The organism is Nonomuraea sp. NPDC049486 (assembly GCF_040676925.1).
GTDB lineage: Bacteria > Actinomycetota > Actinomycetes > Streptosporangiales > Streptosporangiaceae > Nonomuraea > Nonomuraea ferruginea.
On the sequence record NZ_JBFAPV010000009.1, the window covers coordinates 167,638 to 184,326 of the forward strand.

General features: G+C 71.0%; 12 protein-coding genes, 5 tRNA genes and 1 riboswitch. Of the genes, 9 read left to right on the plus strand and 8 right to left on the minus strand.

Annotated elements, in window-relative coordinates:
- Window positions 1-171: 171 nt before the first annotated feature.
- Both cysD and cysC read left to right on the plus strand, forming a co-directional pair.
- On the plus strand, window positions 172-1,062 hold the full coding sequence (gene cysD, locus AB0K05_RS25920) for a sulfate adenylyltransferase subunit CysD (protein ID WP_148030671.1): 891 nt from the start codon (window positions 172-174) through the stop codon (window positions 1,060-1,062).
- Window positions 1,062-2,906 (plus strand): adenylyl-sulfate kinase, encoded by a 1,845-nt coding sequence (cysC, locus tag AB0K05_RS25925; protein WP_364232347.1) that lies wholly within the window; start codon window positions 1,062-1,064, stop codon window positions 2,904-2,906. The genes cysD and cysC overlap by 1 nt, the downstream gene beginning before the upstream one ends.
- 123 nt (window positions 2,907-3,029) lie before the next feature.
- On the opposite strand, the gene AB0K05_RS25930 is transcribed toward cysC, so the two are convergent.
- The 8 genes from AB0K05_RS25930 to AB0K05_RS25965 all read right to left on the minus strand — a co-directional run bounded on the left by AB0K05_RS25930 (window position 3,030) and on the right by AB0K05_RS25965 (window position 11,808).
- Window positions 3,030-3,104, minus strand: a tRNA-Pro gene (locus AB0K05_RS25930).
- A gap of 176 nt (window positions 3,105-3,280) precedes the next feature.
- Window positions 3,281-4,363: a mechanosensitive ion channel domain-containing protein gene (locus AB0K05_RS25935; RefSeq protein ID WP_364232349.1), complete on the minus strand. Its 1,083-nt coding sequence runs from the start codon at window positions 4,361-4,363 to the stop codon at window positions 3,281-3,283.
- A gap of 20 nt (window positions 4,364-4,383) precedes the next feature.
- A complete protein-coding gene (locus AB0K05_RS25940; RefSeq protein WP_148030669.1) occupies window positions 4,384-5,379 on the minus strand; it encodes a ribonucleotide-diphosphate reductase subunit beta in 996 nt (331 codons plus the stop codon).
- Between the two features lie 12 nt (window positions 5,380-5,391).
- Window positions 5,392-7,557, minus strand: coding sequence for a ribonucleoside-diphosphate reductase subunit alpha (locus AB0K05_RS25945; RefSeq protein WP_271277425.1), 2,166 nt, complete (start codon window positions 7,555-7,557; stop codon window positions 5,392-5,394).
- Between the two features lie 90 nt (window positions 7,558-7,647).
- Window positions 7,648-7,845, minus strand: a riboswitch (cobalamin riboswitch).
- Window positions 7,846-7,877: 32 nt separating this feature from the next.
- Window positions 7,878-8,795, minus strand: coding sequence for a tripartite tricarboxylate transporter substrate-binding protein (locus AB0K05_RS25950; protein ID WP_271277426.1), 918 nt, complete (start codon window positions 8,793-8,795; stop codon window positions 7,878-7,880).
- A gap of 75 nt (window positions 8,796-8,870) precedes the next feature.
- Entirely contained in the window at window positions 8,871-9,593 is a 723-nt protein-coding gene (locus AB0K05_RS25955; protein WP_261808453.1) for an SAM-dependent methyltransferase, read from the minus strand.
- 97 nt (window positions 9,594-9,690) lie between these two features.
- Window positions 9,691-11,511 carry a glutamine--fructose-6-phosphate transaminase (isomerizing) gene (gene glmS / locus AB0K05_RS25960; protein WP_219547579.1) on the minus strand — a complete coding sequence of 607 codons (1,821 nt, stop codon included), beginning with the start codon at window positions 11,509-11,511 and terminating at the stop codon, window positions 9,691-9,693.
- Window positions 11,512-11,520: 9 nt separating this feature from the next.
- Window positions 11,521-11,808 carry a hypothetical protein gene (locus tag AB0K05_RS25965; RefSeq protein WP_148030665.1) on the minus strand — a complete coding sequence of 96 codons (288 nt, stop codon included), beginning with the start codon at window positions 11,806-11,808 and terminating at the stop codon, window positions 11,521-11,523.
- Window positions 11,809-11,978: 170 nt separating this feature from the next.
- On the opposite strand from AB0K05_RS25965, the gene AB0K05_RS25970 reads away from it, so the two are divergent.
- The 7 genes from AB0K05_RS25970 to AB0K05_RS26000 all read left to right on the plus strand — a co-directional run bounded on the left by AB0K05_RS25970 (window position 11,979) and on the right by AB0K05_RS26000 (window position 16,645).
- Entirely contained in the window at window positions 11,979-14,606 is a 2,628-nt protein-coding gene (locus AB0K05_RS25970; protein WP_364232354.1) for an N-acetylmuramoyl-L-alanine amidase, read from the plus strand.
- Window positions 14,607-14,692: 86 nt separating this feature from the next.
- Window positions 14,693-14,764, plus strand: a tRNA-Gly gene (locus tag AB0K05_RS25975).
- A 15-nt stretch (window positions 14,765-14,779) separates the two neighbouring features.
- A tRNA-Cys gene (locus AB0K05_RS25980) sits at window positions 14,780-14,850 on the plus strand.
- A 52-nt stretch (window positions 14,851-14,902) separates the two neighbouring features.
- Window positions 14,903-14,974: transfer RNA gene (locus AB0K05_RS25985), tRNA-Gly, on the plus strand.
- 19 nt (window positions 14,975-14,993) lie between these two features.
- Window positions 14,994-15,065 (plus strand) — tRNA-Val (locus AB0K05_RS25990).
- Window positions 15,066-15,286: 221 nt separating this feature from the next.
- Window positions 15,287-16,102: a hypothetical protein gene (locus AB0K05_RS25995; protein ID WP_148034451.1), complete on the plus strand. Its 816-nt coding sequence runs from the start codon at window positions 15,287-15,289 to the stop codon at window positions 16,100-16,102.
- 273 nt (window positions 16,103-16,375) lie between these two features.
- A complete protein-coding gene (locus tag AB0K05_RS26000) occupies window positions 16,376-16,645 on the plus strand; it encodes a hypothetical protein (protein WP_219547583.1) in 270 nt (89 codons plus the stop codon).
- Window positions 16,646-16,689: the final 44 nt, after the last annotated feature.

The following is a 16,689-nucleotide window of genomic DNA, read 5'->3' on the forward strand; positions in this document are numbered from 1 at the left end:
CGTAGCGTTTCCGGCCGCGCGTCCTGGGAAGTTGATGACCTCTCCTCCGCTCGGCCGGTCCGGGTCTTGCGTGAGACCGAGTAACCCGATATCACCTATTTATAGGTTACTATAGACATGTACGGCCGCGAAGACGGTCTATCTGGCACAGCGACGACGGAGGGTCTGCACATGGCCGGAGAAGACGTCCTGGACATGCTCGAAGCCGAGGCGATCCATGTGCTGCGCGAGGTCGCCGGCGCGTTCCGCCGCCCGGTGCTGCTGTACTCGATCGGCAAGGACTCCTCGGTGCTGCTGCACCTGGCGATGAAGGCGTTCGCGCCGGGCCGGATGCCGTTCCCCGTGGTGCACGTCGACACCGGCTGGAAGTTCCGCGAGATGATCGCCTTCCGGGACGAGACGGCCGAGCGGCTGGGGCTCGACCTGCGGGTGCACACCAACCCTGAGGGAGCCACGCCGTTCACCCACGGCGCTCACGAGTACACCCGGATCATGAAGACCGTCACGCTGCGCCGGGCGCTCGACGACGGCGGGTTCGACGCCGCGATCGGCGGCGCGCGACGCGACGAGGAGCGGTCACGGGCCAAGGAGAGGATCTTCTCGCTGCGTGAGCCCGGTCATCGCTGGGAGCCGCGCTCGCAGCGTCCGGAGTTCTGGTGGCGGGCGAACACCGAGCTGGCGGAGGGCCAGACGATGCGGGTGTTCCCGCTGTCGAACTGGACGGAGCTGGACGTCTGGCGCTACATCAAGCGAGAGGACATCCCCGTGGTGCCGCTGTACTTCACCGCGCCCCGCCCGGTCGTCGAGCGGAACGGCTCGTTGATCATGGTGGACGACGAACGCTTACCACTGGAGCCCGGCGAAGAGCCGCGGCTGCGCCACGTACGGTTCCGCACACTCGGCTGCTACCCGCTGTCCGCGGCGGTCGAGTCGAAGGCGGCGACCGTCGACGAGGTCATCGACGAGATGAGACGCGACCGCAGGTCCGAACGCGCCGGCCGGCTCATCGACGGTGAGGGCGGCACCTCCATCGAGAGCAAGAAGTCGGAGGGATACTTCTGATGATCTCCATGCTTCGAGTGGTCGCGTGCGGCTCGGTCGACGACGGCAAGTCCACCCTCATCGGCCGGCTGCTCGCCGGCACCGGCGGCGCCACCGACGACCAGCTCGACTACGCGCGGCGGACCAGGCGCGGCGGTTCCACGATCGCGGCGGGCGCGGTGGACTACTCACTGCTGACCGACGGGCTGGAGGCGGAGCACGAGCAGGGCATCACCATCGACGTCGCCCACCGCTTCCTGGACCTGCCGTCCGGGCGCCGGGTGATCATCGCCGACGCGCCGGGACACGAGCAGTACACCCGCAACATGGCGGTCGCGGCGTCCACCGCGGACGTCGCCGTGTTACTCGTCGACGCCACCAAGGGGGTCCGCGAGCAGACCCACAGACACCTGGCGATCTGCGCGTTGATGGGTGTGCGGGCGGTCATCGCGGTGGCGAACAAGCTCGACGCGGTGGACTACGACCAGACGGTGTTCGAGAAGCTCGCGAGCGAGGTCCTGGCGGCGGCGAACGGCCTCGACATGGCGGCGAGCGTGATCCCGGCCAGCGCCGTCCAGGGCGACAACGTGGTCGAGCCCTCGCCGAACCTGCCCTGGTACGACGGGCCGACGCTGCTCGGCGCGCTGTCGGAGTGGGAGCCGGCCGAGGGGTCGCGGGCGGACGACGCCGGCGGCTACCGGCTGCCCGTCCAGTACGTGATCCGGGCGGACGACTTCCGCGGTTTCGCGGGCACGGTGATCGGCGCCCCCGTCCGGCGGGGCGACGCCGTCGCGGTCGCCGGCAGCGGGGTCGCGTCCAGGATCGACCGGCTGATCGGCCCCGGCGGCGGCGACCTCGACCAGGCCGCCCCCGGCACCCCGGTGACGGTGACGCTGGCCGACGACGTCGACGTCCGGCGCGGAGACCTGCTGACCACGCCGGAAGCCCTCGGCGACGGGCTGTCCCCGGCCACGGCGTACTCCGCCACCCTGATCTGGACCGCCGAGGAGCCGCTGCGGCACGGCCGCTCCTACCTGATGCTGGCCGGGCCGCGGACCGTGCCCGCCACGGTCACGGCCGTGCGCGGCCGGATGGAAGTGGTGTCCGGCAAGCGGCTCGCCGCGCGCTCCCTCGGCCTCAACGACATCGGCACGGTCGAGCTGGCCACCGACACCCCTCTCTGCCTGGACGGTTACCAGGAGTGCCGGGACACCGGCAGCTTCCTGCTCGTGGACCGGGTCAGCAAGGAGACGGTGGCGGCCGGCATGGTCCGGCACGCGCTGCGGCGCGGCCGCAACGTCGTCCGGCAGACCTTCACCGTCGACCGCGACGCCAGGCAGGAGCTGAAGGGGCAGCGGGCCAAGGTGCTGTGGCTGACCGGTCTGCCGGGCTCCGGGAAGTCGACCATCGCCAACGCGCTGGAGCGGCGGCTCCACGGCATGGGGCTGCACACGTACGTGCTCGACGGCGACAACGTCCGCAGCGGACTCAACAGAGACCTCGGGTTCACCCAGGGAGACCGGGCGGAGAACGTGCGCCGGGTCGCCGAGCTGACCCGCATCCTGCTGGACGCCGGGCTGATCGTGATCGTCGCGCTGGTCTCGCCCTTCCGGACGGACCGGGCGGCGGCGCGGAGCCTGTTCCCGCCGGGTGACTTCGCCGAGGTCTGGGTGGACACCCCGCCCGAGGTGTGCGCGAGCCGGGACCCGAAGGGCCTGTACGCCCAGGCGAAGGCCGGCAGGCTGCCCAACATGACCGGCCTCGGCCAGGCCTACGAACCGCCGGAGCACCCTGACCTGGTGGTCGACGGCTCCGGATCGCCCGACGAGGTGGCGGAGAAGCTGGCCGGACTGCTGCAGGGTTGAGAGGTGGGCCCCGGGCCGGGCTGGCGTGGGCCGTGCCCGGGGCGGAGGGCCGTGTCCGGCCGGGGGTCGCCACTCCCGCCGGTCCAGATCAGTGCCCGCGGCCCTCTTCTTTCAGGGCCGGTGTCCGAGTGGCAGGATTCGAACCTGCGACGCTCCTGCTCCCAAGGCAGGCGGGCTGCCAAGCTGCCCCACACTCGGGTGGTGAAGAACCGCCTGTGAACCCCGGCGGCCCGGTCGGGTCAGCCGGATGCCGGGCAGGCGCCGGGAGACGGGGGAAGCGGTTCGCGCTTCAGGCCGGTCACTGCTCGCCCCCTTTCTCCTCGGTCTTGACGCTGTCAACGCTAGACCGATGATCGGCCGGAGCGCCAGCGGTTTTACGGCGAACCGGGCTCGCCGGGCCAGGGGACGCCCGCGCGGGTCTCGGGCGACTCGACGCGGAAGCGGGGCATGGCCTCGGGATGGTTCTCGCGCACGTACGTGATGAGGTGCTCGCGCACGTCGCACTTGAGATCCCACGCGGAGGCCGAGTCCGCGGCGCTCATCAGCGCGCGCAGCTCGACCAGGCCGTTCAGCTGGATGTCGGTGACCTGGAGGGTCCAGTCCTTCTGGTCCCACAGCGGGTTGGTCTGCAGGTAGCGGTAGAGCTCCTCACGCAGCTTCCCGACCGGCACCGACCAGTCGACGCGCAGGTAGACGACGGCGAGGACCCGGCTGCCGTGCCGGGTCCAGTTCTCGAACGGGGTCTGCGTGAAGTAGGAGACCGGCAGGACCAGGCGCCGCTCGTCCCACAGCCGCACCACGACGTAGGTGAGCGTGAGCTCCTCGATCCTGCCCCATTCCTCCTGCACCACGACAACGTCGTCCAGGCGCAGCGCGTCGCTGAAGGCGAGCTGCAGCCCGGCGAGCATGTTGCCGAGCGTCGGCTGGGCGGCGATGCCGACGACCGCGCCGGCGATGCCCGCGGACGCGAGCAGACCCGCGCCCAGCGCCCGCACCTGCGGGAAGGTGAACAGCATCGCGCCGAACGCGATCACCACGACGGTCGCGGTGGCGACCCGGCGCACCAGCGTGATCTGCGTCTTCATGCGGCGGGCCCGCCGGTTGCGCTCCCCCTCCACGAGGTCCAGGCGCTCCAGGGCGACGTCCGTGAACGCGTACGTCGCCTGGATGATCAGCCAGGTCGCCGCGCCGATGATGAGCAGCGTGACGACCCGCTCGACGGACTCGCCGAACGCCCGCTGCTGCGGCTCAGGGCCGATCATCAGCGGGTAGAACATGATGTTGAACGTCATCAGCAGGACGGTCGTCACCACCGGCCAGTGGCAGTGCTTGACCAGGCGGCTGCTGAAGGTCCACTTGCGCCCGACCCTGAGGAGCACCTGCCGGGTCAGCTCCAGGACGATGACCGCCCCGATCATCGCGCCGGCCAGGTTCAGCCAGGCGCTGGAGAACTGCACGTGAGCGACCCCCCGAAGATTCAGAAGTTCTCGTCAAAACTCACATTGCCCTCAACCGCCACCTGATAAGCGGACACCCGGCGTTCGAAGAAGTTGGCCAGCTCCTGCACGTCCTGGAGCTCCATGAAGGCGAACGGGTTCTCGGTGCCGTAGCGGCGGGGCATGCCCAGCCTGACCAGCCGCTGGTCGGCGACGTACTCCAGGTAGGCGCGCATCTGCTCGGCGGACATCCCGGGCATGCCGTCGCCGCACAGGTCGCGGGCGAAGGCCAGCTCGGCGGCGACCGCCTCCTCCAGCATGCGGCCGACCTGCTCGCCCAGCTCCTCGTCGAACAGCTCGGGCTCCTCGGCCCGGACGGTGTCGACGACGCTGAACGCGAACTCCATGTGCATGGACTCGTCGCGGAACACCCAGTTCGTCCCGGTGGCCAGCCCGCTGAGCAGGCCGCGGGAGCGGAACCAGTACACGTACGCGAACGCGCCGTAGAAGAACAGGCCCTCGATGCAGGCGGCGAAGCAGATGAGGTTGAGCAGGAACCGCCGCCGGTCGCCCGCGTTCTCCAGACTCCGCAGGTCGCCGATGGAGTCGATCCACCGGAAGCAGAACTCGGCCTTGTCGCGGATCGACGGGATGTGCTCGATCGCGGCGAACGCCTTGACCCGCTCGTCCGGGTCGGGCAGGTAGGTGTCGAGCAGCGTCAGGTAGAACTGCACGTGCACCGCCTCCTCGAACAGCTGCCTGCTCAGGTAGAGCCGGGCCTCGGGGGCGTTGACGTGCTGGTAGAGGTTGAGCACCAGGTTGTTGGCGACGATCGAGTCACCGGTGGCGAAGAACGCGACCAGCCGGTTGATCAGGTGCCGTTCCTGGGCGGTCATCTTTGCCAGGTCGGCCACGTCGGAGTGCAGGTCGACCTCCTCCACCGTCCAGGTGTTGCGGATGGCGGCCCGGTAGCGCTCGTAGAAGTCCGGGTAGCGCATCGGGCGCAGGGTGAGGTCCATTCCGGGATCGAGAAGCATGAGGGGATCTCCTTACTGGCAGGCTTCGCAGACGTCGGGGTTCTCCAGCGAGCAGGCCACCTGCTCGACGGCGGCGGCCGGCTGGACGGTGGTCTGCGCGATGCGGGTGGCCGGGCGGGAACGCAGGTAGTAGGTGGTCTTCAGACCCTGCTTCCACGCGTAGGCGTACATCGACGAGAGCTTGCCGATGGTGGGGGCGGCCATGAACAGGTTGAGCGACTGGCCCTGGTCGACGTACGGCTGGCGGGCGGCGGCCAGGTCGATGAGCGCCTTCTGCGGCAGCTCCCAGGCGGTGCGGTAGAGCAGCTTGAGGTCGTCGGGGATGCCCGGCAGGTGCTGCACGGACCCGTCGGCGCGCTTCAGCCCGTCGCGCGTCGCCTGCGTCCACAGCCCGCGTTCCCGCAGGTCGGCCACCAGATAGCGGTTGACCTGGAGGAACTCGCCGGACAGCGTCTCGCGCTTGAACACGTTGGACACCTGCGGCTCGATGCACTCGTAGCAGCCGGCGATGGACGCGATGGTGGCGGTCGGCGCGATGGCGATCATGAGCGAGTTGCGCAGCCCGGTGGCGGCGATCTTCTCGCGGAGCGCGTCCCAGCGCGGCGAGCCGGCGGCGGCGTAGTGGTCGGGGTGCAGCACGCCCGCCGCGGCGCGGGTCTCGTCGTACGAGGGATGCCGCCCGCGTTCGGCGGCCAGGTCGGCCGAGGTGTCGTAGGCCGCCAGCGCGATCTCCTCGGCGATGCGGGTGGACAGCTCCAGCGCCCGCGGCGAGTCGAACGGGAGGCGGAGCGCGAAGAACACGTCGGCCAGCCCCATCACGCCGAGCCCGATCGGCCGCCAGCGCCGGTTGGCCGCCCCGGCCTCGGGCGTCGGGTAGAAGCCCAGGTCGATGGTGCGGTCCAGGAAGCGCACGGCCGTCCGGACGGTGGCGCGCAGCCGCTCCCAGCCGAGGCCGTCGCGCCCGTCCAGGTGGGCGGCGAGGTTGACCGAGCCGAGGTTGCACACCGCGGTCTCGGCGTCGCTGGTGACCTCCAGGATCTCGGTACACAGGTTGGACAGGTGGATGACGTTCTCCGGCCGGGCGGTCTGGTTGGAGGTGCGGTTGGCCGTGTCCTTGAACGTCATCCAGCCGTTGCCGGTCTGCGCGAGCGTCCGCATCATCCGCCCGTACAGGGTCCTGGCCGCGATCCGCCGGGTGTGCCGGCCCTCGGCCTCGTAGGCCCGGTAGGCGCGGGTGAACGCCTCGCCGTGCAGGTCGGGCAGGTCGGGGACGTCCTTGGGGTCGAACAGCGACCAGTCCTCACCGGCCTCGACGCGGCGCATGAACTCGTCCGGCACCCAGTTGGCCAGGTTGAGGTTGTGGGTGCGGCGGGCGTCCTCGCCGGTGTTGTCCCGCAGCTCCAGGAACTCCTCGATGTCGGCGTGCCAGGTCTCCAGGTAGACGCAGGCCGCGCCCTTGCGCCGGCCGCCCTGGTTGACCGCCGCGACCGAGGCGTCGAGGGTGCGCAGCCACGGCACGATGCCGTTGGAGTGGCCGTTGGTGCCCCGGATGAGCGAGCCGCGCGAGCGGACCCGGGTCCACGAGATGCCGATGCCGCCCGCGTACTTCGACAACCGGGCGACCTGCGCGTACCGGTCGTAGATCGCCTCCAGCTCGTCGCGCGGCGAGTCGAGCAGGAAGCACGACGAGAGCTGCGGGCGGCGCGCACCCGCGTTGAACAACGTCGGCGAGCTGGGCAGGTAGGACAGCGTCGCCATCAGCCGGTAGAGCTCGGCGGCCTCCGCGACGGTCTCCGACAGCCCGCAGGCGACCCGCAGGAAGAAGTGCTGGGGCCGCTCCAGCACGGTCCGGGTGACCGGGTGGCGCAGCAGGTAGCGGTCGTAGACGGTGCGCAGCCCGAAGTACTCGAACCGCTCGTCGGCGGCGTCCGAGACGAGCGCGTCCAGCTCGGCGGCGTGCGCGGCGACGAACTCCGCCAGGCCGTCCTGGATCAGCCCCGCCGCGTGGGTGGCGGCGATCGAGCCGGAGAACGAACGCACCCCGTGCGCGGCCGCCTCTTCGGCGATCTCCTCGGCGAGCAGCCCGGCGGCCACCCGCGAGTTCGCCGGGTCGGCGATCACCCGGGCGGCGGCCTCCTCGATGGCCAGGCGCCGATCACCCTCGACGATCTGTGTCACGTGCTCTCTCCTCGCGAGCTCATCCCCGTGAGGGCGCGCGAGAGCACGGCGGCGCACGCCGCTAGGCCCCCGGGCCCTCCCTCGAGGCCCTGGACATGGTCCATCGCCGGCAGGTCTTCGGGCTCGCGGGCGTCTCGCACTCTCCTACTGGCCGTCGCTTCCCGGATCTTTCCAGTGCTCGTTGACGGCGGTCGTTCCCGCTCACCGCTGCGGGGCAGCCCCGGAATCGCACCGGGTTCCCTTTTGCTCCGCCCCGGGCGGGGGCGAACCGGCGAACGATCGAGATCCTACATCTAGTGGCTGCTTTCGCAACCGCCACATCATGTTGTGCCCTTGCCGCTTTCGAGGAGGCCGAGATCGCGGAGCACGGCCTTGGTGCGGCGGACCTCGGAGACGACCCAGGCGGCGAAGCGGTCGCCGGCCAGCGGGATCGGCATCCAGTCGCCCTCCCGGCAGGTACGCTGCCAGCCGGGCGAGCCGGTCACCTCCTCGCACATGCCGATGGCCGCCTCCCGGCTCTCCTGCGGCATGCCGCCGGGCCCGACGGCGGCGCACCAGCTCGCGAAGTCCACCCGGACCCCGAGCTCCAGCAGGCTGGGCGCGTCCAGCCCGGGGAACCGCTCGGCACAGGACACGGCCAGCACCCGGACCCGGCCCCGGTCGATGTACGGGCGCCAGCCGGCGAGCGGGCCCGTCGCGGCGACGGCGCGGCCGGCGAGCAGCGCGGCGGCGACCTCGGAGATGCCGGGGTAGCCGGTGTAGTCCACCTGCCGGGTGTCGGCGCCGAGCCCGCGGGCGATGAGCCCGAACAGCAGATGGTCGGGGGCGCCCTGCGGCCCGCCGGCGAGCGGGGTGCCCGTGGGGTCGGCGCGCAGGCGGGCGCCGAACGCGTCGAAGGTGGCCAGACCCGAGTCGCGCGGCACCAGCACCACCTCGACCTCGCCGGCCAGCCGGGCCAGCGGGGTGGTGCCGTGCAGGGGCGACTCGGCCGCGTTCAGCTCGGCGGCGGCGAGCGCGGGCAGCCCGGTGATGGTGATCGTGGTGACCGGCCCGGCCCCGCCGACCGGGTAGCCGGCCCCGCGGGCCACCTGGGTGAACGCCTCGGCGACGCGGCTCCAGCGCTCGCCGCCGCCGAGGATCTCGTACGCGCCGGGCGCGCGTCCGGCGTGGCGGTCACCGCAGCCGGCCAGGCAGGCGGCCACTCCCAGGCCTGTCACGAGGAACCGCCTGCGCCGCATGACCCGCCTCCCCCGAAGTGTCCACTTCAGGTTATTTACAGATCACGCAGAGTTACACATGCCGGATATCACCTACTAAGGTTTCCAGGCCATCCCGGCCAGCAGCGGCAGCCGCGTGGCGCCGACCAGGCGTGGCCGGTCGGGCCGCCACTCGTGGGCCTGCACCAGACCGGGCTCGATCATGACGAAGTCACCGAAGAACGCCTGGATCTCCTCCGGTCCCCGGCCGGTGCCGCCCGCCGGGGCGTCGCCCGACGAGGTGGCGTGCGCGATCGCCAGGTGGCTGCCCGGCGCCAGCGCCTCCCGCAGGAGGGCGACCACGGCGTGCGGGTTCATGCTGTCGGGCACGAAGTGGAGCACCGACACCAGCAGCACCCCGACCGGCCTGGCCGGGTCGAGGAAGCCGGCGGCGCCGTCCAGCATCCGCGCGGGGTCGAGCAGGTCGGCCTCCACGAAGACGGCCCCGGCCTGCTCCTCCAGCAGTTCGCGGCCGTGCGCGGCCACCACCGGGTCGTGGTCGACGTAGACGACCCTGGCGTCCGGGACCACCTCGTGCACGTTGCCCTGGGTGGGCAGGCCGCTGCCCACGTCCAGGAACTGGGTGACGCCCTGCGCGGCGGCGTAGCGGACCGCACGCTGGAGGAACTCCCTGGCGGCGCGCGCCTGCGGCACCGCCTCCGGTATCAGGTCCGCCAGCCGGTCCAGGGCCTCGCGGTCGACCGCGAAGTTGTCCTTGCCGCCGAGCAGGTAGTCGTACATTCGGGCGAGATTGGGAGTGTCGGGGTCGGACTGGGGCACATTTTCGACCCTAGGCGCTCCCCTCCCGGGGCGACACCGGCCGGATTCCGACTATGACCCAGCCGAACGGTAAGGGTTTGCTAACCCCCTCTTGCCGCTATTCCACCGTGACACTCTTGGCCAGGTTGCGCGGCTTGTCCACGTCCCTGCCGAGGGCCACCGCGGCGTGGTAGGCCAGCAGCTGGAGCGGGATCGTGAGCAGGATCGGGTCCAGCTCGATCTCGTTCTTGGGCACCACGATGCAGTCCTCGGCCAGCTTGGTGTCCGGCTCGCGGTGGCCGACCATCAGCACGCTGCCGCCGCGGGCGCGGATCTCGCCGAGCGTGGTGAGGTTCTTGTCGAGCAGCTCGTCGTCGGGGACGACCGCCACCGTCGGCATCTCCGGGCCGATCAGCGCGAGCGGGCCGTGCTTGAGCTCGCTGGCCGGATAGGCCTCGGCGTGCACGTACGAGATCTCCTTGAGCTTCTGGGCGCCCTCGCGGGCCACCGGATAGCCGCGGACCCGGCCGACGAACATCATGCTCGCGTGCTTGGCGTACTTCTGAGCCAGCTCGGCGATCTTGTCGCCCTGGGTGAGGATCTCCTCGATCTGGCCCGGCAGCCTGCGCAGGCCCTCGCAGATGCGCCGGCCGTCGGCCGGAGACAGGTCGCGCACCCGGCCCAGGTGCAGGGCGAGCAGCGCGAACGCGACCGCGGTCGAGGTGAACGCCTTGGTCGAGGCCACCGACACCTCGGGGCCCGCGTGCAGGTAGACGCCGCCGTCGACCTCGCGGGCGATGGCGCTGCCGACCGCGTTGACGATGCCGATCACCCGGCCGCCCTTGCGCTTGAGCTCCTGCACGGCGGCGAGCGTGTCGTAGGTCTCGCCGGACTGGCTGATGGCGACGTAGAGCGTGTCCTGCTCGACGACGGGGTTGCGGTAGCGGAACTCGCTGGCGGGCTCGGCGTCGGCCGGGATCCGGGCCAGCTCCTCGATCAGCTGGGCGCCGATCTGGCCGGAGTAGTACGCCGAACCGCAGCCGATGACCTTCACCCGGCGGAAGGAGCGGGTCTCGCGGGCGTTCATGTTGAGCCCGCCCAGGTGGGCCACGTTGAAGCGCTCGTCCAGGCGGCCGCTCATCGTGCGGGCGGTGGTCTCGGGCTGCTCGGAGATCTCCTTGAGCAGGTAGTGCTCGTAGCCGCCGGTGTCGTAGTGGCCGGCGTCCCAGTCGACGGTCAGCGGCTCCTTGGCGGTCTCGCGGGCGTCGCTGGCGAAGGTGTGGAACCCGTCGGCGCGCAGCACGGCCAGCTCGCCGTCCTCCAGGTGGACCACCTGGCGGGTGTAGCGGACGAGCGCGGCCACGTCGGAGGCGGCGAACATCTCCTTCTCGCCGATGCCGAGCACGATCGGGCTGCCGTTGCGGGCCACGACCACCTCGCCCGGCCGCTCGGCGTCGATCACCGCGATCCCGTACGTGCCGACGACGCTCTTGAGCGACTTGCGTACGGCCTCCTCAAGGGAGTCGTTCTCGTCGACGGCGGCGGCGATCAGGTGGGCGAGCACCTCGGTGTCGGTCTCGGACCGGAACTCCACGCCGTCGGCGACGAGCTTGGCCCGCAGCTCCCCGGCGTTCTCGATGATGCCGTTGTGCACCACCGCGATGCGCTCATCGCCCGACAGGTGCGGATGCGCGTTCTCGTCGCTGGGCACGCCGTGCGTCGCCCACCGGGTGTGGCCGATGCCGAGAGCGCCCTTGAACCTGGCCGGCACCACCTTGGCCAGGTCGGCGACCCTGCCCTTGACCTTGCGGACCTTGAGTCCTTTGCTGGAGACGACGATCCCGGCCGAGTCGTAGCCGCGATACTCCAGCCGCTGCAGCCCTTCGAGCAGGATGGGTGCCGCGTCCTTCGGCCCCACGTACGCGACGATTCCGCACATCCGAGTCTCCTATCCGTAGACGATCCGGCGCAGTTGCCGCAGCGACAGCTCGGGCGCCGCCACCCGGCGGGCCCTCAGCTCGGCGGCGATCCTGGGAAAGATCTCATCGTTGGTGAAGCCACGGGCCTGCAACTCCCCGTGGCGACGCCGGACGAACTCCTCCGAGGGCTCGGAGAAGTACGACAGCACGTCGGCCACCACGCGCGCCGCCTCGCCGGGCCCGAGCGGGCTCGTCCGGGTGAGGTGGACGATGAGGTCCTCGTAGGGATGCCGCGCCGTAGACACAGACGAGGACATTACGCAGATGGAACGAGACACGCCAACATCCTGCCCGATATCGGGCAGAAATCAGCTCCGGCGAGGGCTCAGCTTCTCCCAATCAGGTGTGCGGCTTTAGGTAGATCCCATGCGGGCGCGGGAATGGTGACGCACAGTGTTCGCGTCGTACCGTCGCGTGGAGGTCCGTCATGCTGTTGCAGGTCGCCGTCGCCGCCGCCGTCCTGGCCGGCCAGCCGGGGGGACGCCAGGACGACTTCGCCTCGGCGGCCCGGGAGTACGGGGTGCCGGTCAGCGTGCTCCTGGGCGTGTCGTACCTGCAGTCGCGCTGGGACGCGCACGCGGGCGAGCCCTCCACGGCGGGCGGTTACGGCCCCATGCACCTGCTGGACCCCGCGCTCATCACGGGCGCCGGCCCCCGCTCCGGCGGCCGGCCGCACGGCCACCTCCCCCGCGCCGCCGCACCGGGCCACCAGCACGGCGACGCCCGCGGCGACTCCGCCCGCCCCCGCCCGCACCTGGATCCCCCGGGCAAACCCGCCGCACTGTCCGGCGCCCTGACGACGGTCCCTGCGGAAGACAAGGGGACGACGCCCCACGAGACCACCCGGCCGGCATCCGGCTCCCCGCGAGCGACCTCGAAAGAGGCGGCGCGGACCGGAAACGGCGATCGGCGAGAGGCGGCGCGCCCTGGAAGCGGCGATCGGGGCGCGACCCGCGGCGAGGCGGCACGGTCCGGAAGCGGCGGCCAGGGCGCGACCGCGGGCGAAGCGGCACGGTCCGGAAGCGGCGATCGGGGAGTGACCTCGGGAGAGGCGGCCTCGTCCGGAGGCGACTGGGGGGCGACTCTTGGGGAGGCCGCGCGGTTGACGGGGGTCAGCGTCGAGCGGCTGCGGAGGGACGCCGCCGCGAACATCCGGGCCGGCGCCGCCCTGCTCGCGTCCTACCAGGGCGTGCCCAGCGCCGACCCGGCCCGCTGGCACGCCGCGGTCGCCCGCTACTCGGGCTCACGCGCGTTCGCCGACGAGGTCCTGCGGGTGATCCGCGACGGCGCGGCCCGACGGGCGGACGACGGCTCCCTGGTCCGGCTGCCCGCGCACCCCGCGCTCCGCTCCCCCGTCCGTCCGACCGATCCGGGGGAGGGGGCCGAGTGCCCGCCGTCGCTGGAGTGCCGGTGGATGCCCGCCGCGTACGCCAGGACCGGCGAGCAGGACTACGGCAACCACGACCGCATGAGCCGCCCCCGCCGTATCGACTACATCGTCATCCACGACACCGAGGGCCCCTTCCGGGGCATCCCACGCCTGATCCGCGACCCGGAGTACGTGAGCTGGCACTACACGATCCGCTCCCGCGACGGCCAGATCGCCCAGCACGTGAAGACCCGCGACATCGCCTGGCACGCCGGCAACTGGGACGTCAACACCCGCTCGGTCGGCATCGAGCACGAGGGCTACCTGGCCAGGGGCGGCACCTGGTACACCGAGGCCATGTACCGCGCGTCGGCCCGGCTGGTCCGCCACCTGGCCGCCGAGCACGACATCCCGCTCGACCGGGCCCACATCCTGGGCCACGACAACGTCCCCGGCACCACCCCGGACACCCTCGCGACCATGCACGAGGACCCCGGCCCCTACTGGGACTGGGCCCACTACTTCGACCTGCTCGACGCCCCCTTCGACAAGCGCCCCCGGCGACTCGACACTCTGAGGAAGGCAGCCACCGACGAGCCCGCCACCTCGTACGGCGAAGAACCAGACCACCCCGACACGACCAGTCCCTCCCACGCCCAGCCTCCGGCGGCCCCAGCCATACGCGACCACACCACCGCAGACCTGCCCATGCACCACACCGCCGCGGACCCGACCGCGCACGACGGAACCGCCGCGGACCACCACACCCCTGCGGATCCGGCCGCACATGACCAGACCACTGCGGACCCCGCCACCCACCACCACACCCCTGCAGACCTAGCCGCGCTTGACCGGACCGCCGCGGATCCGGCCGCGCGTGATCAGACCGCCGCCGACACCATCGGGCTTGATCAGGCCGCGGCGGACGCGGTCGTGCACGGTCAGAGCGGCCCGGTCGTGCGCGACCAGACCTCCATGCGCGACCAGACCGCCGCAAGCTCGGTCGTGCGTGATGGGGTCGGGTTCGGCAGGGTTGTGCGGGAACGGCCCGGGCGTGGGGGATCCGTCCTGATCCTGCCGGAGTACGACGAGCACCGGCCGCGTTTCACCGGCTGCAAGAGCGCCAAGCCCGACCGCCCGTGCCCGCCGCACGGCGCGTCCGCGGTGTGGCTGCACACGGCGCCCCGCCACGACGCGCCGCTGGTGGACGACATCGGCAAGCGCGTCGGCGAGCCCAGCACGTACAGCGTCTACGACCACAGCGCCCGCGCCTCCGCCGGGCAGCGGTTCGCGGTGGCCGGGCGGCGCGGCGACTGGACGGCCATCTGGTATCTCGGCCGCCGTGCCTGGTTCCACGACCCGCACGAGCACCCGACCGCCGTCCGCGCCCGCGGCCCCGTGGTGGTCCCGCGCAACCCGGACGTCAAGGTGTACGGGCGCGCCTACCCGGAGAAGTCGGCCTATCGCGGCACGGGAGTCGCCTACCAGCCTCACGTCGCGCTCCCGTACCGGATCGGCCCCGGCGAGGCGTACACGGTCGGCGACACCCTGACCGGTTCGTACCATGCGGCCGGATACAAGCCCGCGAGCCACGTCACCGTGAGGGGCAGGCAGCGCTACCACCAGATCCAGCTCGGCCACCGCGTCGCGTTCGTCAAGGCGGAGGACGTCCGCCTCATCCGCTGATTTTCGCCCCGGGAGCTGCTCCATGGACACGGGCACTCCCGGAAAGCGATATGGTTTTCTTCGTAACCGGCTGGCGCCGGAGACACGCGGAAGTGGCTCAGGGGTAGAGCATCACCTTGCCAAGGTGAGGGTCGCGGGTTCGAATCCCGTCTTCCGCTCGGAGTTCAACTCCTGGTGGAGTGGCCGAGAGGCGAGGCAGCGGCCTGCAAAGCCGTCTACACGGGTTCAAATCCCGTCTCCACCTCGGCAGGTTCGGCGGATCTCACGAGAATCCGCTAAGGTAAGAGCAGTGCCATGCGGAAGTGGCTCAGGGGTAGAGCATCACCTTGCCAAGGTGAGGGTCGCGGGTTCGAATCCCGTCTTCCGCTCTGAGTGACAACTCAATACGGACGATTAGCTCAGCGGGAGAGCGCTTCCCTGACACGGAAGAGGTCACTGGTTCAATCCCAGTATCGTCCACCCCACAAAGCCCCAGATTCTGGCACCCGCCAGGTCTGGGGCTTTCTCGTTGCACCGGGCCAGGGCGAATCATCGAGCGGCCTTGACCTCAAGGGCGTCCATCATCACGCTCTGTTTACCATTTGGCCGCTTCTGCGCAGATTATGTCACGCTGCGTGCATATAGCCACTCCGAGCGGGTAGCGCGCTGACATTGGCTCCTCGGAGGGGGAAACCGTGGACATCAACATAGGCCAGGGCATATCCGATGCCTGGCGAATGATCGCGACATTCGTACCAAGACTCATCGCGTTCCTGGTCATACTCATCATCGGCTGGATCGTGGCGAAGCTACTGGAGAAGGTCGTCGACAAGGTTCTGGAGCGGGTCGGGTTCGACCGGGCCGTCCAGCGCAGTGGCGTGCAGAGGTGGCTGGAGCGCAGCCAGTACGACGCGAGCAGCCTGCTCGCCAGGATCGTCTTCTATGCGATCATCCTGGTCACCCTGCAGATCGCGTTCAGCGTGTTCGGGCCGAACCCGATCTCCGCGCTTCTGAACGCCGTGGTGGCGTGGCTGCCCATGGCGATCGTGGCCATCGTGATCATCGTGGTGGCCGGCGCGATCGCGAAGGCCGTCGGCGACATCATCAGGGGCGCGCTCGGCGGGCTGTCCTACGGCCGCCTGCTGGCCGTGGCCGCGGAAGTGTTCATCTGGGCGCTGGGGATCATCGCCGCGCTCAACCAGATCGGCGTGGCCACGGCGGTCACCACCCCGGTCCTGATCGCGGCGCTCGCCACAGTGGGCGCGATCGCGGCCATCGGCGTCGGCGGCGGGCTCGTGCGGCCCATGCAGCAGCGGTGGGAGCGCTGGCTCAGCCGGATCGAGGAGGAGGCGCCGCAGGCCAGGGCGCACGCGGAGGCGTACCAGCAGGGGCGTGAGCACGCCCGTGCCATGACGCCCGAGGAGATGGCCGAGCGCGGCACGTCGGAGCAGCGGATCACGCCGCAGACCGGCACCGGGACGGTCGGCTCCACCCGGCCGGACATCCGGGAGCCCTGACTCCTGCCGCCCTCCGGGACGATGCAGGGGCGGCCGGGCCGACTCGGCCCGGCCGCGACCCCGGCGTTCACCGGGGGCCGTGCTGGTCACAGGCGACGGAGCCGCACCCGAAGGCTGAACGAGCTCATGGCAGAGGCGAGCGGGCGGTTCGAGATCCCGCCCACCGACCTCTCCGCATCACCATCAGGCGGTCAGGAGGTCTGGACGCTGTGACACCGCGCCGACCCTGGGCAGGGGGAAAGCAGAGCGAGCGCTTCCTGAGAGGTGGGTCAGATGTCCGAGCCCCAGCCTGACGTGGTTTCTTCAGAAGAACGAACTCATGCGCTCGAGGCCGAGCTGAACGCTCTCAGGGCCCGGGCCGACAAAGTCGACCAGCAGCTCCAGGCGTTGGCGGAGGCGAGTCTGGCCCTGGCCCGCGGCCTGGAGAGCCCGCCGGTGGAGGAGCCCGGGCAGCCGCATGCGGAGCGGGCCGCACGACTCGCCCACGAGCTGCTGCTCGCAGCCGGCCTGGGCCGGAGGGGGAGCGAGGGCAGCGAGGGGTAGGCGCCCCGCCAGGAGCGGAGGTGGACCACACCGATGACACTGCA

Excerpts from the sequence above, each read along its gene's own strand:
- cysD (WP_148030671.1), top strand. The coding sequence starts at position 172 with ATGGCCGGAGAAGACGTCCTGGACATGCTCGAAGCCGAGGCGATCCAT.
- AB0K05_RS25950 (WP_271277426.1), bottom strand. The coding sequence starts at position 8,795 with ATGCGGCGCAGGCGGTTCCTCGTGACAGGCCTGGGAGTGGCCGCCTGC.
- glmS (WP_219547579.1), bottom strand. The coding sequence starts at position 11,511 with ATGTGCGGAATCGTCGCGTACGTGGGGCCGAAGGACGCGGCACCCATC.
- AB0K05_RS25970 (WP_364232354.1), top strand. The coding sequence starts at position 11,979 with ATGCTGTTGCAGGTCGCCGTCGCCGCCGCCGTCCTGGCCGGCCAGCCG.
- AB0K05_RS26000 (WP_219547583.1), top strand. The coding sequence starts at position 16,376 with ATGTCCGAGCCCCAGCCTGACGTGGTTTCTTCAGAAGAACGAACTCAT.
- cysC (WP_364232347.1), top strand. The coding sequence starts at position 1,062 with ATGATCTCCATGCTTCGAGTGGTCGCGTGCGGCTCGGTCGACGACGGC.
- AB0K05_RS25940 (WP_148030669.1), bottom strand. The coding sequence starts at position 5,379 with ATGCTTCTCGATCCCGGAATGGACCTCACCCTGCGCCCGATGCGCTAC.
- AB0K05_RS25965 (WP_148030665.1), bottom strand. The coding sequence starts at position 11,808 with ATGTCCTCGTCTGTGTCTACGGCGCGGCATCCCTACGAGGACCTCATC.